Source organism: Leptospira mayottensis 200901116, from assembly GCF_000306675.2.
GTDB lineage: Bacteria > Spirochaetota > Leptospiria > Leptospirales > Leptospiraceae > Leptospira > Leptospira mayottensis.
The window spans coordinates 284887-306261 of record NZ_CP024871.1; the positions used below are offsets into that span (position 1 = coordinate 284887).

Annotated in this window: 15 protein-coding genes; 4 read left to right on the forward strand and 11 right to left on the reverse strand. The window is 40.3% G+C overall.

Annotated elements, in window-relative coordinates; all coding sequences use genetic code 11:
- Window positions 1-45: 45 nt before the first annotated feature.
- Window positions 46-2145 (forward strand): SpoIIE family protein phosphatase, encoded by a 2100-nt coding sequence (locus LEP1GSC190_RS01355; RefSeq protein ID WP_002747108.1) that lies wholly within the window; start codon window positions 46-48, stop codon window positions 2143-2145.
- On the opposite strand, the gene LEP1GSC190_RS01360 is transcribed toward LEP1GSC190_RS01355, so the two are convergent.
- The 3 genes from LEP1GSC190_RS01360 to LEP1GSC190_RS01370 all read right to left on the reverse strand — a co-directional run bounded on the left by LEP1GSC190_RS01360 (window position 2142) and on the right by LEP1GSC190_RS01370 (window position 4073).
- Window positions 2142-2558: a MaoC family dehydratase gene (locus tag LEP1GSC190_RS01360; RefSeq protein ID WP_002747075.1), complete on the reverse strand. Its 417-nt coding sequence runs from the start codon at window positions 2556-2558 to the stop codon at window positions 2142-2144. The two genes, LEP1GSC190_RS01355 and LEP1GSC190_RS01360, sit on opposite strands and share 4 nt — an antisense overlap.
- A gap of 2 nt (window positions 2559-2560) precedes the next feature.
- Window positions 2561-3013: an FAS1-like dehydratase domain-containing protein gene (locus LEP1GSC190_RS01365; RefSeq protein ID WP_002747093.1), complete on the reverse strand. Its 453-nt coding sequence runs from the start codon at window positions 3011-3013 to the stop codon at window positions 2561-2563.
- Window positions 3014-3128: 115 nt separating this feature from the next.
- A complete protein-coding gene (locus LEP1GSC190_RS01370; protein ID WP_086005243.1) occupies window positions 3129-4073 on the reverse strand; it encodes an alpha/beta hydrolase in 945 nt (314 codons plus the stop codon).
- 90 nt (window positions 4074-4163) lie between these two features.
- Between LEP1GSC190_RS01370 and LEP1GSC190_RS01375 the strand changes: the two genes are divergently transcribed.
- Complete coding sequence (locus tag LEP1GSC190_RS01375) at window positions 4164-6557, forward strand: sulfatase family protein (RefSeq protein ID WP_174232278.1); 2394 nt, start codon at window positions 4164-4166, stop codon at window positions 6555-6557.
- A 15-nt stretch (window positions 6558-6572) separates the two neighbouring features.
- A complete protein-coding gene (locus LEP1GSC190_RS01380; RefSeq protein ID WP_002747107.1) occupies window positions 6573-6971 on the forward strand; it encodes a DUF3052 family protein in 399 nt (132 codons plus the stop codon).
- A gap of 82 nt (window positions 6972-7053) precedes the next feature.
- Here LEP1GSC190_RS01380 and LEP1GSC190_RS01385 read toward each other — a convergent pair whose 3' ends face one another.
- From LEP1GSC190_RS01385 to LEP1GSC190_RS01430, 8 genes are all read right to left on the reverse strand, one after another.
- A complete protein-coding gene (locus LEP1GSC190_RS01385; protein WP_002747041.1) occupies window positions 7054-7302 on the reverse strand; it encodes a hypothetical protein in 249 nt (82 codons plus the stop codon).
- Window positions 7283-8083 carry an enoyl-CoA hydratase-related protein gene (locus LEP1GSC190_RS01390; RefSeq protein ID WP_002747062.1) on the reverse strand — a complete coding sequence of 267 codons (801 nt, stop codon included), beginning with the start codon at window positions 8081-8083 and terminating at the stop codon, window positions 7283-7285. Before LEP1GSC190_RS01390 ends, LEP1GSC190_RS01385 begins: the two co-directional genes overlap by 20 nt.
- Window positions 8084-8219: 136 nt before the next feature.
- On the reverse strand, window positions 8220-9338 hold the full coding sequence (locus LEP1GSC190_RS01395; RefSeq protein WP_002747079.1) for a PAS domain-containing sensor histidine kinase: 1119 nt from the start codon (window positions 9336-9338) through the stop codon (window positions 8220-8222).
- Window positions 9339-10115: 777 nt separating this feature from the next.
- Window positions 10116-10900 (reverse strand): IS5 family transposase gene (locus LEP1GSC190_RS20930; RefSeq protein ID WP_420844245.1). Its coding sequence is split into 2 segments (ribosomal slippage): window positions 10116-10552 and window positions 10552-10900, totalling 786 coding nucleotides; the frame shifts between segments, so codons are not numbered across the junction.
- A gap of 318 nt (window positions 10901-11218) precedes the next feature.
- Window positions 11219-14539, reverse strand: coding sequence for an efflux RND transporter permease subunit (locus tag LEP1GSC190_RS01410; RefSeq protein WP_002747127.1), 3321 nt, complete (start codon window positions 14537-14539; stop codon window positions 11219-11221).
- 347 nt (window positions 14540-14886) lie between these two features.
- A complete protein-coding gene (locus LEP1GSC190_RS01415; RefSeq protein ID WP_036035875.1) occupies window positions 14887-15990 on the reverse strand; it encodes a DegT/DnrJ/EryC1/StrS family aminotransferase in 1104 nt (367 codons plus the stop codon).
- A gap of 424 nt (window positions 15991-16414) precedes the next feature.
- Window positions 16415-17380, reverse strand: a complete 966-nt coding sequence (locus LEP1GSC190_RS01425) for an NAD-dependent epimerase/dehydratase family protein (RefSeq protein WP_002747140.1) — start codon at window positions 17378-17380, stop codon at window positions 16415-16417.
- 63 nt (window positions 17381-17443) lie between these two features.
- The gene (locus tag LEP1GSC190_RS01430) at window positions 17444-18031 is read right to left on the reverse strand and encodes a TetR/AcrR family transcriptional regulator (protein WP_002747147.1); all 588 of its coding nucleotides are present in this window, start codon (window positions 18029-18031) and stop codon (window positions 17444-17446) included.
- 168 nt (window positions 18032-18199) lie between these two features.
- Here LEP1GSC190_RS01430 and LEP1GSC190_RS01435 point away from each other — a divergent pair, with 168 nt between their 5' ends.
- On the forward strand, window positions 18200-21352 hold the full coding sequence (locus LEP1GSC190_RS01435; protein ID WP_002747128.1) for an efflux RND transporter permease subunit: 3153 nt from the start codon (window positions 18200-18202) through the stop codon (window positions 21350-21352).
- Window positions 21353-21375: the final 23 nt, after the last annotated feature.

A 21375-nucleotide genomic window follows, 5' to 3' on the forward strand; every position in this document is an offset into this window, starting at 1 on the left:
CTGATTTGAATTTCAATTTTAATTCAGAGCGGATTTAAATTCGAAATGCAATTTTCAAAAATATTTTTTTTCTTAATTGGTCCGTTTGCACTTATTATTCTTGTCATGATTTCTTCTCCTTGGCAGACGGGAGATGGACTCAAGGCCTATCAAGGAAAAATCGATCTTAGAGGAATACAAAATCCCGATTCCGGGATGATAAAACTCAGCGGAGAATGGGAATTTAATTGGCTTCAAGAACCGGATGATGGAATTGAAAATCATTCCAAAGGATTTATTGAAGTTCCCGGTTCTTGGACTAACGAATTCAAAAATTATCGAACTTATCCTAAGTTTGGTTATGCGACGTATGGGCTTAAGGTTTTTCTTCCGGAAGTTTGGAAAAAGAAAATTCTTGCCATATCCTTAGGAGCGATTGCTTCCGCGTATCGAATTAAAATCAACGGTCAGATCATCGGAGAATGTGGAGTACCCGGTATCGACGCCGATTCTACAATTTCAAGAGTCGAGCCGAAAGAATTTTTATTTTTTGCGGACCAAAATGAAATACAAATCGAAATTTTCACATCGAACTACAGCTCCACGATCCCCGGAGTTTTACTTCCGATTTCCATAGGACCTTCCGATTCCGCGGGAGTTTCGAAAGTAGGTACTCTGTTTTTTGATATATTCTCTTTCAGCAGTCTCCTAATAATGGGAATTTATCATATATTCCAGTATCTTTATTTAAGAAGTAGCATATCCCCTCTTTATTTCGGAATGTATAGCCTTGTGATCTGCCTCAGATCTTCTTTAATAAATTCTAAAATTTTAATGTTGTTTTTTCCTCAAATTCCTTGGCCTTGGATCAATAAACTCAATCATCTGACTTTGTCGATGGGCGTCCCATTTTTTCTTTTGTTTTTTAGCTCGTTATTTGCTCCGTATGTGGACCGAAAGCTCATCAATGCGGGAGTGATCTTTTCGATTTTATTTTCTGTTGTAACCTTGTTCGGTAACATGCAATTCAATAACCAGAATATTTTAATTTATCATTATTTTATTCTTATTACGATTTGTTATTTGTTTTACGCGATTCTGAAAATCGATTTTGATAAGGAAAGAAATTACGCGTATATCCTCTACGGCTCCGGAATTCTTTTTATCGCGGTTCTTGTGGATCTTTTTTACGTGAGAATTTTGAAAACGGGAAGTATCCAAACCTCACATTATGCTCTCGTCTTTTTCGTATTTCTACAATCGCTTCTTCTCGCTTCTGAAAGATCGAGAAAGTTCGCCGAAACGAGAGAATTGGCTCTCAATCTCAGAACTTCGAATCTGGAGCTTTTCGAGATGAAAGAGCAGTTGGTTCAAAAAATCGAGGATCGAACCCGTGTTTTAAATGATAACATCGTTCAGATCAATCGGGAATTAGAAATCGCGCAGAACGTCCAGAGGAAAATTTTGACTCCCTTGGATCGAAATATTTCCGGAATACGATTTTATTACGAATATATGCCGCTTGAAAAAGTGGGAGGCGACTTTTTGGATATATCCGAAATTCTTCCAGGAAAAGTAAGAGTGCTGATCGCTGATGCGGTCGGCCATGGAGTACAGGCTTCCTTGATGACCATGGCTTTGAAAACGGAGTATGAGGAATTGAAAAATCTGGAAAACCCGGCTCAGATTCTTAAAGAGTTGAATTCCAGATTTTTAAAAAAATTCGATTCTTTGGAAAGTATATTCCCTTGTATGATCGGAGACATAGATACAAAAAAAGAGGAGTTTACCTACGCATCTGCTGGACACCCTGATCAGATTTTTCAACCACCTGGGGAGTTTCCTTCCTTACTTCAAAAGACTGGCCCGATCCTCGGCTTGTTTGAATCTCTCGAAATCGTTTCTAAGACCGTTCTATTCCCGACGGGCTCAAGGCTTTTATTGTTTTCAGATGGACTTATCGAAAATCGTATGAAAGATTCCTTAAATACAAAACAACACAATATGGAACTGATCGCAAAAGCTCTTCACGAAGGAAAAAAAAGTGAACTGAATGTCTTGATTCAAGAACTCATTAAAATAGAAGAGTTAACGCGGGGAGAAAATCCACGCTACGACGATATCACCATCATAGCCGTGGAATCTTATTCGTTGAAAAGAGTTTAAGCAATAACTATCATCTCGCCGGAGCATTTTATTTCTCCGGAATCATCGGCGGCCTCTATGGCAACCGTAATTAGTTTCTCACCATTTTCCTCTTTCTTACGTTTTACTTTTCCAATACAAGTAAGTTTCTGACCTGGCTTGGTCATGTTCTTAAATGTAACCCCGAACTCTTTGATTTGTTTTTGATCCGCCCAAGAAGTGCAAAGTCTTCCGAGTTGAGCCATCACATACATACCATGTGCAATGGTTCCATCCAGTCCCGTTTTACGAGCGAAATCAGGATCATTATGAATCGGATTAAAATCTCCGGATGCACCTGCGTAACGAACTAAATTTGCATGAGTGATTACGTCCGTTTTTAAGGAAGGAAGTTCCTGTCCGACCTCGATTTTATCAAAATCAATCTTACTCATTATCATGCCTCCGGTTTTCTGATAAAGATGGACATCTCTTGTTCTACGACCGTTTCGCCTTTTGCGTTTTTGACAGTGGTTTTAAAAGTCATCGTATCCATTTTACCGACTGTAACGTTGATACATTCTCCTTGAGAAGATACTCTTCCCGGATAGATCGGTTTTAGATATGTGTATTTTTCTTTTAAGTGGAGAATTCTAGAAGTGTCTACTCCCATATTTTCCATATCCTGCCAAATTTTAGGATAACCCCAAAATTGAATCACGGTCGGATACGTTGGAGGAGCGGGAGTGTCTTCGTAACCCGCTTTTTTGGCGGCCTCTACATCGAAGTAGATCGGATTTGTTTCCCCGATCGCCTGACAGAACTCGCGAATCTTTCCTCTTTCTACGTCGAATTCGTAGCGATCCAACTTAGTCCCGATCAGGTCTTTGGATATTCCTTTTGCTGACATATAAAATTCCTGAATTTTATTTTTAAAAAAGGCTTTTGACCGAATTCAATTTTACCAAAGGGGAGGCCCTGGTCGATGATTTTTTTAGAGAAAAACAGAACAAACGTTCTGTCTGTCAGTTTACGTGAGATTCAAACCATTTCTTTAAATCGGTTAAAACCTTGGTTCTATCTTCTATACGTTCGTTCATCGTTTCGTGATAAAGTCCTTCGTAGATTTTGAGGGTTTTATCGGAAGAGCCTACAACTTCAAAGAAGACCTCACTTCCGGCAGAATCGGCGATTTGGTCTTCTTTTCCGTGAAAGATATAAATTGGAATTTTGATTTTTCCTGCGTTGGTGAGAATTGGCTCTTCACTATTTAGAAGCATGTTTCCGAGATAAGTTGAAGCCATTCCATGAACCAAAGGATCTTTCACGTAAGCGTTGACCACCGCCTTATCATGACTTAAATGATTTACATTCAAACCGGTCGGAAGAGTAAGATTCGGAAGAATGTCGGCCATCAAAGGCGCGATTCCTTTTTTAAGTTTCATCACGAGATCCAATTTTACTTTTATAGGAAGAGCGGAAGTAATCAGCGCATTCAAGTTACCCTGATTAGTTCCTTCCTCCGCATAGAAAGTAGAAATAGCGGCCCCCATCGAATGACCGAGAAGAGTAACTTTGGAAACTTTTTCTTTTTTCTTTGCGATTTCAATGAGCTTATCTAGGTCGGAAAGATAATCCGAAAAAGAATCCACTGCGCCTCGTTTCCCTTCGGAACGTCCGTGTCCACGAGAGTCGATAAGATAAAACGCCGTTCCGGTTCTTGCGAAGGCTTCCACTAAGAACTCATAGCGTCCGCTGTGCTCTCCTATACCGTGTTGTACCACGAGCACCCGGTTTCCTTTCCTACCTTCCTTGGGTTGATAGGTTTGATAGAAAATCTTGATATCTTCGCTTCCCGCGAAGATATCGTCTTCTAGGTTGTAAGAATTAATCCATGACATAGCGAAACGTGTTATAAACGCAAACGATCCTTTGAAAAGAGAAAAAAATTTCATTTGGAAAAAATTCATTCCAATAGGAAGATTCTTTTCTGTTGTCTCACAAAGCGAAACGATTTTCCTGGACTCATGTCTTCCTACAGAACATTCTTCTATTGCAGAATGTTTTTGATTCTTACACTTTCGATTCCAGTTTTTGAGGGATGTAATCAAATTCCAAGTTCGAACAAAAACGTTGTGGAAGGGGATTTGACCCGTCTGCTGAAAGGTGGTGATTTTATCTGCAATGGGGATACGAGTCGTGAAATCGAAAAATTCCGTTATCATTGGAAAAAAAATCCGGGAAGATATTCTAATCTGAATCCTCAAGACCGCTGGAAGAATGTTCAAATGACTTTCTATACGGACGAATCTCTCTATATCAACGAATCACAAGATTCTCTGTTTATTCCGTCCGGAGGAGAATGTGTTCTAAAATTGGAGAATTTGTCTTCGGATGTTTGTGGAAATCTTTTTCAATTTTATGCCGGGTCGCTTTCGAACGGAGCAAATGGATTTTTTGGTCAAGGAAATTTACGTTTTTTTTTGGATGACTTCAAAATCTTCGAGCAAAACTTAAAATCGCAGAAAGAAAATTGGACTTATTATTCCTTTCCTTTGAAATATCCGAATGATAACGGTTTAAAAAAGAGTGAAAAGTCGAATTCGAAAAGTTGGAAATTTTTCGAAAGAAAAGATATACAAAAAGAAAAGGATTGTAAACCGAAATCCTTTCTTAAAATCCGATGGGATTCGGACTTCGGTTCCGGATTATTTTTAGGTTCACCTGTTATATTAGAAAAAAAGAATACTCAAAAAAAGAACGTGATCTTGATCGTGATCGATGCACTTAGGCAGGATTCTTTGTCTTCGAGCGGTTCTCTGTTTCCTACAACTCCGATTCTTGATTCCCTATCGAAGGAATCGATCGTCTTCAAAAAAACGATTGCAAACGGAAATTGGACCAAACCATCCATGATTTCATTTTTTACGTCGGAAATTGCGTCCAATCTTGGACTTGGAAACGCTTGGTTTTACACTTCCAGCCAACAAAGAAAACTTTTCTATTCCAAAAAACCCCTGACATTACCGAACGCATTTCGAGCGGAAGGGTATTTTACGGAAAGTATAATGAATAACGTTTTTCTAATGGATTATACTTCAGTAGGAGTTGATTTAGGATTTCATAAAGTTCAACAGGTCGGCAAAGACACTTTGGATACGGAAGAATTAGTTTCCAGAGCGAGAACATTCTTTCAAGAACACAAAGAAGATTTGTTCTTTTTACATCTAAACTTGAATACTCCGCATTGGGGTTACCGACCTCCTGCAAAATATTTGCAAGAATTAAAAGATCGGTCCGATTCTTTGCTTTGGAAAGAACTGGACGAATACCAACAAAAATATCTGGGTGAGGTTCGTTACACGGATGCTCTTTTAGGCAAAATTTTCGAAGAATTGAAAAGACAGGGACTTTTCGAAGATTCTTGGATCGTAATTACGAGTGATCATGGAGAATTACTTGAGAAGTCGCATTATTATCACCATCATTTTATCACTGAAACCGTTTACGCTCACGGAGAAACACACTACGAAAAGGAAATTCGAGTCCCTTGGGTCATTCGTCCGCCGAAGTCATTTCTAAATCGAATTCAAAAAAAAGAATTTGAAGATCAGGTTTCTCTTCTTTCTTTGATGCCTACTTTGTTAGGTTTGAATCAAATTCCCTATCCGCAGGGAAAATTAAAAGGAAACGACTACTCCAACGCGATCTTTGGTGAAAAAGGACCGAAATCTGAGCCGATAATTTATACCGAAGGGAGATTCTCCGAATCCATTCTGACAAAAGACTTTAAATACATACGAAGATATCCAGGTTATGATTTTGTTCGTAGGACGAGAGAAGGAATTCCGCACAAAATGTCCGAAGAACTCTACGATCTCAAAAAAGACCCCAAAGAGTTGCAAAATGTCTCTGCTGTTGATTTCCAATTGTTAAACGAAGCAAGATCTATCTTAAAAGAAAATCAACTTGATAAAAATGCCTTTTTTTTAAGGCTTCCGAAATGTGAAAAAATCTGTGAAAGAGAAATTCGACTTTTTGTCAAGGGAGGAATTTATCGTTACGATTTTACAGGAAGTTTAAACGTTTTACAGGAAGATTCGAAAAATATTACTTTAAAGATTTTGAATGAATCAGGTAGTTCCGATCAAATACTTACCGTAAAAACGGTAGATCCTTCCCCAAGTTTCAAACTTCAGATCTTGAAAAATGGAAGACCAGAGTATTATCGTGTCGGCAAATGGGGTATTCGTTCTGATGCCGCGACAGAAATTCTTTTGACCGAGCCAGATTATGTTTCTCTCGGAAGGAATCCATATCGATATGCTTCTTCTGAAACTCCGTTTTTATACTATCACATAGGCTTTTCCGGAGGAAAAGAGACCGAAGAAGAGGTCGCTATGGGTCAGGAGGTGCGGAAGATTTTGGAAAGTTGGGGTTATATTCATCAGTGATCGAATGGAAAAAAGATGGCGGGATATTCAGGCAAATCCTTAGGAGATAAGCTCGGACTCAAGGCCGGTATGAAGGTTTTTTTCGAAGATTTACCAGAGGATGTTCGAAAAGAACTTAAGGATCAACTTGTAGGTGTAGAATTATTCGAAACCCTGAAAGATTCATTAGATTATTTGCATGTATTTGTAAAAGAATCCGAAAAACTCCGGAAGCGGTTTCCGAAACTGGTTGAACATTTGAGTGAAAAGGGGATGATTTGGATTTCCTGGCCCAAGGGTTCTTCGAAGGTCCCGACTGATATTAATGAAAATATAGTTCGTAATATCGGATTGGAATTGGGGATCGTTGACGTAAAAGTATGTGCCGTTTCGGATATTTGGTCCGGATTGAAGTTTTATAGAAGGAAAAAGTAATATTCTAAGTTTTGAAATTGCAATCCGTTTGAGAGAATGGTATTGATTTTTTCAGATTGCGGCGGGAGGATGTGAAAGGTGCTCAATGTTGTCGTCTCTGAGCGTTTTCGTTTTCGTTTTCGTTTTCGTTTTCGTTTTCGTTTTCGTTTATCTTATCGATTTCTATGGAATCGGCGAGGAGAAATCGTTTAGGACGAACTCGAACAAGCCCGGGAGCCGCCCGAAACGATTTGTGATTTAGAATCTCTTTCGAGCGCAGTTGATCGACAATATAATTACGCTTCTTCGAGTTTTCAATTTTTATGATCGACTTATGTGTAATTTGCCTCATGAGTCAAGGAAGGTCTTCTTTTTTCTTTGTTCGCTTTCATCGCCTCCAGAAGGTTTTTGACCATTGCGGGTTGTTTTTTAAAAAGTTCCGCGAGTTCTTTCGGCGCGGCTTTTGCCGCTTCTAAGGTTTCTTTGTTCAAAGCTCTTTTTGTTTCGACCATTGCGGACGCGGGAATTCGGTTAAGGACGTTGATTTTACTCAGCGATTTTTTTCTTAGTTCTTCCAGAGAAACGCCTACTTCGCTTAACAATCCGTTTTGAACTGCATCCGCCGGTTTATAAAGTGCACCTTCCATTGCAGCTTCGGATACGAAGGAAGGTACCATAACCTGTCTCATCCTAAGGATCAACGTTTTTGTAATCGGTAAGCCGACCAGAGGTTCCGCGAATCCGATTCTTCCTTTTCCATCCACCATGTACCTATAGTCACATGTATACACGATGATCGCTCCACCTCCGACGGCATTTCCGCCGACTTCCGCGATCAAAGGTTTTGGAAAGCTAATGAGTGATTCGAACATTTCAAAAATTCCAGCCATTATCTTCGAAATTTCGTCGGTAGAAGAATTGAGAATTGCGTCCGGATCGAGTCCAAGACAAAAGTCTCCGTCCGGTCCGGAAATGATTCCTGCTCGGATATCCTGATCCACGGTGAATTCTTTTAGAATATCACCCATCTCGTGTATCAACGGAAGTGTCAGTGTCATGGGTCCTTCCGGCACTAACTTCATCACTCCGATTTTTGAATCCTTAGAAGTAATCACTTCTTTTGCAAGTTTCATACGACTCCTCTCGATTTCCCAGGATTTTTGAATCCGTTGGTTTTCTTGATTTCCAAAATTGATGTTTGATATTTTTAGATCAAATTTAATTCCTTCTACAAAAAGAAATAAATGGTTTTGTCCTTAAACTATCGATTCAAGCGTCCAATGGAATTTCTACAATGAATTTAGTTCCGAGCCCTTCTTTACTTTCTAAACTGATTTTTCCTTTGTGAAGCTCCACGATAACTTTGACGATGAACATTCCGAGCCCTGTAGTTTCTTCTCCTTTAAGCCCTTGTCTTCTGGCTTTTGTGAACTGATCAAAGATTGAGGACTGAAGGCTGTAAGGAATTCCGATTCCCGTGTCTTTCACTATCATCATCGCTTTTTTATTTTGAGTGTAAGAATGAATGAGGATTTCTCCGCCTTCTTTTGTAAACTTTAATGAATTGGAAATTAGGTTTTCCAAAACTCTTTGAAATTTCAACAGCTCGATCTTTACTGGAAGTGGATCAATTTCCTGTCTTGTGTAAAGTTTGATCTTTTTATTTTCAGCTTCAGGGCAATTTTGTTTTACGAGCGATTCAATAAGATAGTTTAGATTCGTTTTTTCCGTTTTGAGTTTGAAGTTTTCGTTTTCCATTTCCGCAATCTGTAACAGATCTTGGATGATGTTTAAGGATTTATCCGCCGCTCGAAACATCATATCGAGAAGTTCCATGCTGTTTTGATTATCGGTTTGTTCTTTTAAAAGTTCGATTAAACCCAGAATTCCGTTCATCGGATTCTTAAGGTCATGCATCACTGTTGCCAACAACCGGTTCTTGCTTTTGATAAGGCTGGCGGTTTTTTGTTCCAATAACTTTTTTTCGGTGATGTCTCGAATGTAAAGCGTCGCTCCTAGAATTTCTCCTACGCTTTTTGATCCTTCTTCGTATAAAATATCCGAAAGAGACGCCTGATCTTTCGGATACGATATTCGAATGTTTTCAGTTGAACTATAAATGGGAGAAGTTAGAATTTCATAATAACTTGAATTTCCCTCTTGGTTCGGAATCTCCCACTCTTTTCGAACCGGAACGCCTTCAAAAGTGGAATCGTAGATATCCTTCCAAGTGGCGGAGGTATCGAACTCGAACTGTTCTAAAGCGTTATTTCCTATTTTCAGATCTATTTTATATATATTGAATATAAATTCTTGAAAGAGACGATTCGTTGTTAGAATTCTGTAATTTTTGTCTACGGACCAGATCGCGTTTTGTGTGTTTTCCATCAGTGCTTTCAGTTTCCTCCGTTGTTCGGATAACTCGATTTGCTTGCTGATGTCTTGAAAAATATGAAGATTCCGGCGGTCTTTTTATTTTTTAGTCGGATTCAAGTGAACTCGTGTATTCTTATTTTAAAATCGTAACGGTATATTTGTTTTGTCGATTCTATTCCTATGTCTAAAAGTTGTTGGAACCGATTGTTGATCTAAAGTCGGATTAATTTTCAATCCCTGAACTCTCTTATCGTATCTGAAAAAAGTGATGAACTACTTAAGTCCCTCTATAGTCTGTCTTTTTACGAAAATTTCCCCGTGATTTTGATCCATAAGATGTATCTCAAAAAACTCACAGATCAATACGGAAAAGTTATTTGGTAGAGAACATTTCTTCTATGATAACTGAAATTTTGGGATTCAAATTTTAATTTTTTCTTAGAGATATTTTTTCATTGGACGAAGAAGAGTGAAAGATCTTCAGGAATTTGATTCTTAAATGTTCCGTAAGGAAGTAACATATCTTTCCGAAGCTTGTCATACTTGATTCCGAATTACGGCTTATTTCAAAATTGAATTTTTTTTATTCCATTTTTTAAATGAACTGTACTCAATTTGTCGAATGACTCGTATAGTAGCTCTTTTCACAGAGTTCAAAAGTGGTTTGACAATGTTGTTCATTTAGAAGAATACCCATTACGGATTTTGTTTTTTCAACATCAACTTTGGTTTTTCCCTCCGTTTTTGGAGCGATCTTAATACAATTCTTACTGATAACTAGAGGTTATCTCAAAAACTCCTAATAACGATCATGATACATGCGAGTATCAGAATTCCATAAAAGTTTTGATCGTTTCGTTCGTATCGAGTTGCAAATCTTCTGAAGTTCTGTAGCCAAGAAAAAGTTCGTTCAATTTTCCATCTTCCACGATATTTCCGCAACTTACGTCCATCCTGTGTCTTTTTCTTTTTTCGATTTGATTTGTGTGGAGCGATCAAATTTACTTTATATTTCTTTTTAAGATATTCATCTAAAGGATCAGAATCGTAAGCACGATCTCCGACTAAATCTTTGATTTTGCCTTTGACTTTTTTGCGGATGATTGCACCTTCCGCGAGCTTACTTTCATGCGGCGAAGCACTTTCAATCCCGGCGGAGATAGGAATACCATTTTTGTCGACGATAACCATGACTTTTGTACCCTTTCCCCGTTTAGTTTTGCCAATACGTAGGCCCCTTTTTTTCCAGGAACAAAAGTCCCGTCAATGAAACACGTACTTAAATCCATCTTGCCTCTTATTTCTAAGTCATGAAGAAGCGCTTCTAAAATTTTATCCAGGGTTCCATTTTTGCGCCATTCTTGAAATCTTCGATGGCATGTTTGATATGCGGGATATCTATCAGGTAGGTCTATCCACGGAGCACCAGTGCGAAGAATCCATAATATACCGTCCAAAATTGATCTTGAATTTACACGCGGACGACCTTTACCGTCATCTCTTGCTTCGGGTTCTACAAGTAAATCGCAAAGCAAATCCCATTGTTCGTTCGTTAAGTCACCTAATCGGCTCATAACGATCAATTATATTATTTATAGTTTAAGTACAAGAAATTTTAAGTCTGACTACACGGATGACGGTTTTTGAGATAACCTCTAAATGACAAGGCACCTGTCTAAGCGGTAGTTTGCCCTAAATTTTTCGATGTTCGTTTTATGTAGAAATTGGTAGCAACAAATTAAAACCGTAAAGAATATTATTTTATCGTATATCGATCAAAATTTTCGGAAGGAAATTTAATTCTGATATCGTTTCAATTAGCTTTGTTCGTAAACGGTTGAAATCGACGGAAAATCCGCTTGAAGCGAATTTTCCATTCAAAAATTTTAATATTATTTTTTAGATCTTTTGGAAACTGATTTTTTAGGAGGTTCCACTTTTACTTCCGGAGTGACTGCCCATTCTTTTTTGTAGAACTCTTGTCCGTTAGAAGAATGTTCGTGTTCAACCAACGAAGCGTTCATATCGTAGTCCGGTCGGAATTTACTTTCGATCCATTCTCTAAATCGATCGATAAATCCGAAGATCGAAGGTACGACCACGAGTGTTACGATGGTTGAAAGAATCAATCCTCCGATGATCGCAATCCCCATCGCGGTTCTGGATTTTGCCGCTTCCCCGAATCCGAGGGCAATCGGAACCGTTCCCATAATCATCGCGAGGGAAGTCATTAAAATCGGTCTGAGTCGAACGAGCCCCGCTTCGTAAATGGCGTCGTTTCGAGATTTGCCTCCTTCTCTCATTGCTTGCATTGCATAATCCACAAGAAGAATGGAGTTTTTTGCCACAAGTCCCATAAGGAGAATCAAACCGATCATTGAGAAAAGATTGAGCATTTCGTTCGTCAATGCAAGTGCGAAGAATGCTCCGGAAATTGCCGGAGGAATTGCAAATAAAATCGTAATCGGAGTGATAAACGATTCGTATAGGGAGGCAAGCACGAGATAGATAAATACGAGTGCCAGTCCAAATGCGAGTACGATATTTGCCAAGAGTTCTTTGAAGTCTTCCGATTGACCTTGGAAATTATATCGAATCCCTGGAGGTGGAGGAAGTTCTTTCTTTAGAATTTCATCGGTGATCTTGGTCGCATCCTGAACTGCTCCTCCCGGCGCTAAGTTCGCATTGATGACGATCGTTCTCGCTCTGTCAATCCGGTTGATTCGAGAGGGGCCTGCCGCTTCTTTTCCAACGCTGATTGCGGAAAGTGGAATGAGTTTATTGGCGATATTTGGCACTTTGGTTTGTCCATAGGCCATTTTTAGGTTTCTTTGGTCGGGACGAAGTCTCATTTTCACTTCGTATTCGATTCCATTATCATAAAATTTACTGACTTGGTCTCCCGCAATCTGATAGCGAAGTTCGGAACCTGCAACGCCAGGCAGTACCCCGACAAGTTGCATTTTCAAATTGTCCAAATGAATCTGATATTCCGGCTTTCCTGCTCTGTAATCCGTATCGATATCTGCCAGATCGGAAAGAGATTTTAATCTCGCTACTACCTTTTTGGAATACGTATCCATTTCAGCCAGATTTTCTCCTTTGATTACGAGCTGATAGGGATACTGAATTCCGCCCCCGACCGCGCTATAATCGGATACTGCTGGCCTTGCGTATGCAAACGGTTTTAAAAGTTCACGAATATCGTCCTTGACCTGAGTTGTAGTACGTTTTCGTTTTTTAGAATGTACTAATGCAACTGCAAGAGTTCCCGCGTTTGGTTCTCCTCCGTCCGGTTTACCTATCGTAATCGCGATCATATCCATTTCGGGAATTTTCTTCAAAATTTCAAGAACTTGGTCCGCGACTTGTTTGGTTCCTTGAAGGCTTGTTCCGGGAGGAAGGTCCAAGGTAACTAGAAATTCTCCCTGATCGTTTGCGGGTAAAAACGTACTCTTTACAAGTTTCAAAGATAAGATCGAAAGAATGAAAATTCCAAGAGAGGCCAAAAGCACCATTCCTGGTCTTTTCAGAGCAACTTTCATTACTTTTCCATACTGTCTTTCGAGCCAGGTTTGGAATTTATCGAAAAGTTCCACGGCCTTATTCGGTTTTGCATGGTGATCAATCTTGCCGGCAAAATAGGCGGAAAGCATCGGCGCTACTGCAAGTCCGTCGAAGAGAGAAATGAGCATTGCGAAGACTACAGTTAAGCCGAACTGTTTGAAAAACTGACCTACAATGCCGGAAAGAAATCCTACAGGTAAGAATACGGCGATCACAGTCAAAGACGTTCCAATAACGGCTAACGTTACTTCCGTGGTTCCGGTTTCAGCCGCTTCCATGACTCCTTTCCCTTCCTCCAGTTTTCGGAAGATATTTTCTCGAACTACGATCGCGTCATCTATGAGAAGACCTACTGCCAAGGAAAGAGCTAAAAGAGTCATCACGTTGATGGTAAAACCCATCGCCCACATTAAAACGAAAGCACCAAGCATGGAGTTCGGAAGAGCAAGTCCCGTAATGATGGTAGAACGGAAATTTCCTAAAAAGAAATAAACTGTGATAACAGCGAGAAGAATCCCGATTATGATCGCTTCGGTTACATCCTCGACGTTGTAACGAATCCATTTGGATCCGTCACGAATCAAACGGATCCTTGGTTTTCCGTCTAAGTTTTGAATTCCTTCGTTGAGTTTGCTGATTCGTTTTAGAACTTCGTCCGCAACGGCGACTGTATTGGCTCCTGATTGTTTGTAAACGTCGATAAACAAAGCAGGTTTTGTTTCTTTAGCAACGGCTGTATTTTCTTTCTTACCACTGAAGAAATTTCCGATCTTGGTGAAGAACGAAACTTTTTCCTCGACGGCGCCTTCTTTTGAGGCCCAAAGATAACCGATCGTTTCTTCGTCTTCCGTTCCGTCTCGAACGATTCCCAGTTGTTTGATGAGAACCGCATTTCCAACTTCACCGCTGAAGGAAACGATCGTATTTTCAATTTGAGATAAGGATTCGTATCTTCCCAGAGTTCTATAAGAAGTTTCTTTAACACCTGCCTCGAATTTTCCGACTGGAACGTTTAAACCTGCGGTTTTCAAACGGTTTGCAATTACAACCGCGGGCATTTGATAAGAAGTTAGTTTGTTTCTATCTAATTCAATTTGGATCTCTCTTCGAGTTCCGCCGACGATCTTAACTGAACCTACGCCTGCAACTTGTTCTAATTTAGATTTTACCGTTTCTTTAGCGATGTCGTAGAGTTTTGCTTGATCGAGTTCCGCGAAAAGTGCGAGTCGAACAATCGGTTGATCCGCTGGATCGAAACGGACTACCTTTGGTTCTTTGATTCCGGTTGGAAGTTTCGGTTTTACGAGTCCGACTTTATCTCTGAATTGTTGTTCCGCGTATTTGATGTCCGTTGCAAGTGTAAACTCGCCGAATACGACGGAAACGCCTTCCTGATTTCTGGAAGAAATTTTTTTCAGACCGGCAATAGAAGAGAGTTCTTCTTCTAAAGGTTTGGAGACGAGTTCTTCTATTTCTTCGGGACCTGCTCCCGGGTAAATTGTGGTAACGGAAACAATCGGGATGTTTACGTCCGGAAAGAGATCCACTCCCATTCTCCCCAGAGCCACCCAACCAGTGAGAAGCATCAGAAGAACGATACTACAAATAAAAATAGGTCGTTTGATCGAAAGCTGGGCAATATTCATGGACTACCTCAATATAACTTACCAATTGGCGTCGAGCTTCTTAAAAAAGAAATCAATATCAAATTTCTGTGGGGAAATTTTAAGCATCTCTTGAAAATAATTTATCATATTTTTGAAACGGTACTTCTTCGGAAAAAGAAGGATATTTTAAAATGTTTTGTTGAATCTACGAATTCAATAAGTCGGCAAGTTTAGTTTGGAGATGAGTTTATTCGAAGACAACTTGAAAAGAATTCGATTTTTTTGAAACCGGTATTTGTGGTGGAAGATTCTTAATATAAAAAACTAAATTTTACTCTTTAGAGTTAATCTTATTGTTCTTCTATGATCACGATTCGGGTAATGGTTCAATAAATTCTACGGATCGCCTGAGAGATTCTTTGGATATTATCTTTTGTCAGGTTGGGGTAAATCGGAATGCAATGACCTCTTTGAAAGAGTTTTTCTCCATTCGGGAAGTCCGAATTTGGAAGTTCCAAAATATGATGAATTGGTTCTTCTGCTACTTTTTGGGTTCCAATCTGTAAGGAACGAAAGTATCTTTCAACCTGCTCGTAACTTCCCGGTGCAAGAATGATAAAACGGTTAAACGTATCCAGATTCGGATCACCATACCAAGTTTTTACCGAACTTCCCGAAATAGACTGAAGATAAATTTGTGCGATCTTTCTTTTCCTTTCTAAGATGATTCCGATCTTGGAAAGTTGTTCAATTCCGAGAGCGGCTTGGTAGTCGATAAGGTTATAATCTAATTTAGGCTGTCCTTCTTTTCTTTGGTAAGGCTCTTTACCGGCCTTCATTGTGCGGATTTTTTTAGCCAAAGATTCTTGATCGGTGATAATCATCGCACCGTTTCCGGTTGTAATCATCTGATCTACGGAAAGTCCGCAAACAGAGATATTACCTTGTTTTCCCGGAGTGAATGTTGTGCTTTGAGCGCCTAAAACTTCGGAAATGTCTTCGATGACTGGAATTTCCTGAAAGTCGTAACGTTTTGCGTCTATAATGGACCCGAAAGAATGATCCAAAAGAATCGCTTTTACGGAAGAATCTTGGAGCGCTTTTGTAAGTCCTTCTGGACTCAAATGAAAAGAATTTTTATCCAAATCGATTACGACTGGAATTGCTTTTAAGAGAAAAATCGCATCTAGTGCAGAAACGGGCGCAAAAGTGGAAAGGACTACTTTGTCACCTGCTTGGATATCAAGTGCGAGAAGGACAAGGTGATATGCAGAAGTGAGGTTGTTGCTGGAAATGACTTGTTTATAACGAAAGGTGGAAGCGAATGCTTTTTCGAAACGTATCGTTACATTTCCGGTTGTGAGGTGATCTTCAACTAGGCACTCGAGGACTGTTTTCAAATCCTCCCTGGATAGAGTAGGTTTGTGAAATTCGATTTCCGTCTTTTTCTTAAGATTTTTTTCCGAAATTTCAGTTTCGATGCTACTCATATCCAACTTGGGCTCTTATAATTTTATTATGTCGCATTTTATATTTGAATTCGATCTCGTAAAGACCTTTTTCTATGCCTTGTAAAGTTCAGATTTTGGGAGAATCAAAAAAGTACAAGAAAAATCTGAACTTGATCGGAGTTTTGTGGGAACCTTTTCGAAGGGCTCCCACAGATTACTTCTCCTGGAATGCTAATTGGTTTTCGAGCAGTCTTTTTCGTTGTTCAATTTTTATAATAGTTCCTACATCCTAAGATGTTGGAACAGATTCTAAATATAGAAACAATGATTGTTGTTAGAATCTATTTCCAAATTGGCTTATCATACTGTGTAAGGACGTTTCCAAGAAAAGAAAAGGTTTTGGAACGGATCTTTGATTTTCGAATTTCCAATTCTACTACCAAAAATGGAAAAATTCCGAGATTTAAGAACCGAGAACCGGCATTTCAGCAAGACCTTGGCGAACCGTCAACAAGGGAGAATAACCCAAATCTTTTTTGGCATTATCGATTTTGATCGTACAATCTCGGGACATGATACTCGCGCTAAAACGAGTCAGAGGAGGTTCGTTTTTGATTCTAAAAAGTTTCCAAACTCCTTCTAGAATTCTCGCTAAAAAACGAGCAAGCCAACCCGGGATAGAACGATTCGGAGCTGCCACCTTCTGAGTTGCGAGAAGGGATTCTAGAAAATTACGAAAATTGAATACTTCATCATCGGTAACAAAATAAGCCTTACCACCCTGGCCTTTTGTGAGAGCGAGTTCGATCGAATAAATTAGATTATAAATGTGAGTCGTATTGGTAAGTGCCCTGCCGCCGTCGATCCAAGAAAAATTTCCATCTGAAACCATCTTTAAAAGAACCGGGAGAACTGTTTTATCACCGGGTCCCCAAATCAAACGAGGACGGATGGAAAGAGTTTGCATTTCAGAAGAATTTGCTTTTAATACAAGCTTCTCGGCTTCGGCTTTGGTCTTTGAATAGGGAAAGGGAGAGTTGTTCGGATAAGGATACGATTCGTCAATGTCGATCATCGGTTGTCCGTAAAAGAGGGCGGCTTCGGTTCCGATAAAGATGAATCGTTTGACTCCCGCTTTGCGAGATGCCTCCAGAAGTTGAGCGGTTCCGTCCACGTTGACCTTCCAAAAATCCTGAAACGGTCCCCATTGTTCCACATAAGCCGCGCTGTGAATGACGACGTCGATTCCTTTCAAAAAATTTGAATCCACGGAATTGAGTTCACAGCGAACCGGTTTTCCTCCTACCATGGAAATAATGGCGTCGGTTTTTTCCGATCGGGACATTGCTCTAACAGTATGTTTTTTAGATAAAATTCGGGTCGCCGCTTCCCCTACAAAACCGGAAGCTCCTGTGATAAAAATATTCATTCTTCACTCCCTACAAATAGATAGATCGATCTACTAATTTTATTGAAAGATAAAAGCGGTCAATTATATTCCCTTAGCAGGAATTAGAGTGCTCAAAATACTTTCCAGTTGCTTTCTAACGATTTCCAAGGGTTCTATGCTACGGTGAGCACGGCATAACACCAAAGCCCCTTCTACGACTGCCAAAAGAAGAATCGAGACGGATTTCACTTGATCTTCTTTCATTTCCGATCTTTGCAGGAAAGAGCTCAATAAATTTTGCCATTTGAGATATATGCTCGAACAAACCTTTTGGATTCGATCGTTTTCAGCTGCGATTTCCAAAACTACGGTTGCAATGGGACAACCTTTTTGAAAGCCGGAGTCAATTAACTCTTGCGAAAGGTGACTTGTAAATTCTTGCAAAGCTCTATAAAGATCGGGATGATTTTCAATGGTAGTTTCGATTTGTTTTTCGAGACTTTCTCCTGCGCTCTGAATTGCGGCTGCAGTTAATTCTTCCTTTCCATCGGGAAAATGATGATAAAGAGAACCGCTCGGAGTTCCACTTAATTTAAGAATGTCTTTCAACCCGGTTCCGTGATAGCCTTTCTCTTGCAAAAGTTGCGCTGTAGTCTGTATCAATCGTTCTCTGGAGCTGAGTTGTTCCATATCTTCCAGGATGAGATCGTGTCGTTTTTTCTGTCAAGGGGAGTTGAGAATTAATTATAATAGATTCGTAGGATAAAAAATAGGATCCGAGATCAAAAAATCAGGTCGAATTGATATTCAAAGTTCGCTTTAGAACTTTTGTTTTTGTTAAATTCTGAAGAGGTTTTCTTGCTCTCCACTGTATCGATACAAAACCCGATCTTCTCTTGGATGATGATGGCCGCGATTATTATTTTTGGATCGGTCGGATTTTCCAGAATGGGTGTCTCTCAAATGCCCGACGTTGACTTTCCGGTAGTCAATGTCTCTCTCACACTCGTTGGCGCCAACGCCCAAGTTATGGAAACCGACGTAGTCGATCCGATCGAAGAAGCCTTAATGGCTGTCGAAGGAGTTACCGAGGTCCGTTCAATTTCTTCGGATGGTTCCGCAACTATAACCGTGGAGTTAGAGCTCAGTCGGAACGTGGATGTTGCCGTTCAAGAGATTCAAACAAAACTGGCTCAGGTTTCCAATAAACTTCCGGAAGAATTGGATCCAGCGGTGATTACAAAATCCAATCCGGACGATGTTCCAATCATTTGGGTTTCCGTGACCGCGGTCGATAAGACCGAAAAGGAAAAGATGCTTTTCGTGAAGGATTTTCTGAAAGATAAGTTTCAGGAAATTTCGGGAGTGGGTGAAATCATTCTCGGAGGTTACGTCGATCGAACGATCAATGTCTTTTTGGATCCACTCAAACTTTCCAGAAACGAAATCGCCGTAGACGATATTGTCAACACACTGAAGGAACAGAATTTGGAAGTTCCTTCGGGAAGATTGGAAAACAGGACGAATGAAATCAGTCTTCGAGCAGTGGGGGAGGTTCCCACTGCGGAACAATTTGGAAACATATTTTTAAATTCGAGAAGTGGTTCTCCTCTTTTTAGATCGATTCGACTCAAAGATATCGCAACCGTCGAAGACGGGTTAGGTGAGATCAGAAGAATTTCCCGGTTTAATGGAATTTCTGCCGTTGCAATCGGAATCAAAAAACTCAAAGGAGCCAATGCGGTTCAAGTCGGAGATCTTGTTAAAGCGAAGGTCAAAGAATTAAAACCGAGGCTTCCCAAAGGTTACGATCTTACGGTTTCGAACGATAACACTGGTTATATCCGAGACAGCGTAAACGAGCTCGAATTCACTCTGATCTTTTCTGCAATTCTCACCGGTTTCGTATGTAGATTGTTTTTGGGGAATTGGAAGAGTACCGGAAACGTTCTTCTTGCAATTCCGACTTCGGTAATCGGAACGTTTTTATTTTTATACTTTGCAGGTTTTACGGTCAACACCTTTACGATGTTAGGTTTATCTCTTGCGACTGGGATCGTCGTAGATGACGCGATCATGGTTCTGGAAAATATTACGAGACATCATGAGATGGGAAAATCCTGGTTTAAAGCCGCATTGGAAGGAGCTTTGGAAATTCGATTTGCAGCTTTAGCGGCTACGTTAGCTGTCGTTGCGATCTTTCTTCCGGTGGCCTTTATGAAAGGAATCATCGGAAGATATTTTTTGGAATTCGGAGTTACAATTTCCGTTGCCGTTTTACTGTCTCTATTTGAAGCGTTGAGTTTTACGCCGATGCGTTCTTCTTTGTACAGCGAAGACAAAAAGGATAGTGGGAAAAAAACCTATTTTTCCTCGGTGTTTTCAGTCGATGCGCGTGAATCTTGGAATCGTTGGGTTTCGAGAATTTCCGTTTTTAAAAGGATGGATCCGACGATCGAACGATTTCTCGATTACAGCACGGACTTATACGCGCGCTCGATCGACTTCGTATTAAAATATCCTAAATCGATATTATACGGAACCACTGCTCTGTTTCTCGTGTCGCTTGGGTTTTTCTTTCTCTTAAAGAAAGAATTTATTCCTCCGCAGGACATGGGGCGTTTTATAGTGCGCGCGCGTTTGCCTTTGGGTTCTTCTCTACAAAGAACGGACGAAGCGATGAAGAAGGTGGAGCAATATCTCATCCAAAGAAAGGAAATCGAAAAGTATATTTCCAACGTGGGAGGATTCGGAGGAACCGAAGCGAACACGGGAATGTTCTTTATCACGATGAAGGAGATGGGACACAGACCGAAAAACCCTAAGACCGGAAGGGAAATCACGCAGGCGGCTCTTTTCGGAATTTTACGAAAGGATTTAAAGGAACTCGTGCCCGAAGCGACGTTCTCTATGCAGGATCTCTCCCAGAGAGGATTTTCCGCAGGGAGAGGTTATCCCGTCGAACTCGTGTTAACTGGTCCGGATTGGAAAACGTTATCTTCCCTTTCGGTTCGGATCTTGGATAAGCTCAAGGAAAGTAAGGTCGTTTTAGACGTGGATACGGATTACGTCGCCGGACAAAAAGAACTCAGACTTATTACCAATCGAGAAGCCGCAGCACTCCGAGGCGTGAGTATGGCGAACGTTGGAAATACGGTTGGAACATTGATGGGCGGAAAGAATGTAAGTCGTTTTACAGAAAACGGAAGAAGTTACGATGTAAGAGTAAAAATCCGAAAGGACCAGGGAGAAACGATAGAGATCATTCCAGACATTGGTGTTCGAAACACCTTCGGTGAATTCGTCAAACTCAAAGAAGTTGTGAGTATTCAAGAAAAGGAAGCCCTTAAAACGATCACTCGGATCAATCGGGAAAGGGCAATTCGTGTTTTTGGAAATCCGGCTCCCGCTTTAGGGCAGACCGTATCAACAGAGAAGGCGCTTGAGATCGCTAGAGAAATTCTTCCAGACGGTTATTCCGTTTCAATTACTGGTTCAGCCAAAACTGCTAAAGAATCCGGCGAAAGTCTTACGCTTGCCCTGACGTTCGGAATTCTTCTTTCTTATATGATTCTTGCTAGTCAGTTCAACAGTTTAAAACAACCGCTCTATATTCTTCTTGCAATGCCCTTTAGTTTTACAGGAGCGTTAGCCTCTCTTTATCTGTTCGGCCAGTCGTTCAATATGTATAGCTTTATCGGGCTCATTCTCCTTTTGGGTTTGGTAAAAAAGAATTCGATCCTTCTTGTGGAGTTCGTAAACCACATTCGATCGACTGGAAAAAGCATTCGAGAATCCATCAAAGAAGGCTGCCCGATCCGTTTGAGGCCGGTGCTTATGACTTCTTTCAGTTCGATTGCGGCTGCGATTCCTCCCGCTTTGGCTCTCGGGCCCGGGGCGGAAACGAGAATCCCAATGGCGGTGACAATTTTGGGGGGAATGACCCTTTCCACCTTGATTACACTTTTGGTCGTTCCCGCGGCGTATTATCTCGGAGAAAAGGAAAAATGATGAGTTTCTGCAACTATCTGCAA

Bases quoted from the DNA above. Each gene is read 5' to 3' on its own strand.
- LEP1GSC190_RS01370 (WP_086005243.1), bottom strand. From the start codon at position 4,073: ATGAATTTTTTCCAAATGAAATTTTTTTCTCTTTTCAAAGGATCGTTT.
- LEP1GSC190_RS01380 (WP_002747107.1), top strand. From the start codon at position 6,573: ATGGCGGGATATTCAGGCAAATCCTTAGGAGATAAGCTCGGACTCAAG.
- LEP1GSC190_RS01355 (WP_002747108.1), top strand. From the start codon at position 46: ATGCAATTTTCAAAAATATTTTTTTTCTTAATTGGTCCGTTTGCACTT.
- LEP1GSC190_RS01415 (WP_036035875.1), bottom strand. From the start codon at position 15,990: ATGAGTAGCATCGAAACTGAAATTTCGGAAAAAAATCTTAAGAAAAAG.
- LEP1GSC190_RS01365 (WP_002747093.1), bottom strand. From the start codon at position 3,013: ATGTCAGCAAAAGGAATATCCAAAGACCTGATCGGGACTAAGTTGGAT.
- LEP1GSC190_RS01395 (WP_002747079.1), bottom strand. From the start codon at position 9,338: ATGGAAAACACACAAAACGCGATCTGGTCCGTAGACAAAAATTACAGA.
- LEP1GSC190_RS01385 (WP_002747041.1), bottom strand. From the start codon at position 7,302: ATGAGGCAAATTACACATAAGTCGATCATAAAAATTGAAAACTCGAAG.
- LEP1GSC190_RS01360 (WP_002747075.1), bottom strand. From the start codon at position 2,558: ATGAGTAAGATTGATTTTGATAAAATCGAGGTCGGACAGGAACTTCCT.
- LEP1GSC190_RS01425 (WP_002747140.1), bottom strand. From the start codon at position 17,380: ATGAATATTTTTATCACAGGAGCTTCCGGTTTTGTAGGGGAAGCGGCG.
- LEP1GSC190_RS01410 (WP_002747127.1), bottom strand. From the start codon at position 14,539: ATGAATATTGCCCAGCTTTCGATCAAACGACCTATTTTTATTTGTAGT.
- LEP1GSC190_RS01390 (WP_002747062.1), bottom strand. From the start codon at position 8,083: ATGAAACTTGCAAAAGAAGTGATTACTTCTAAGGATTCAAAAATCGGA.
- LEP1GSC190_RS01430 (WP_002747147.1), bottom strand. From the start codon at position 18,031: ATGGAACAACTCAGCTCCAGAGAACGATTGATACAGACTACAGCGCAA.
- LEP1GSC190_RS01375 (WP_174232278.1), top strand. From the start codon at position 4,164: ATGTTTTTGATTCTTACACTTTCGATTCCAGTTTTTGAGGGATGTAAT.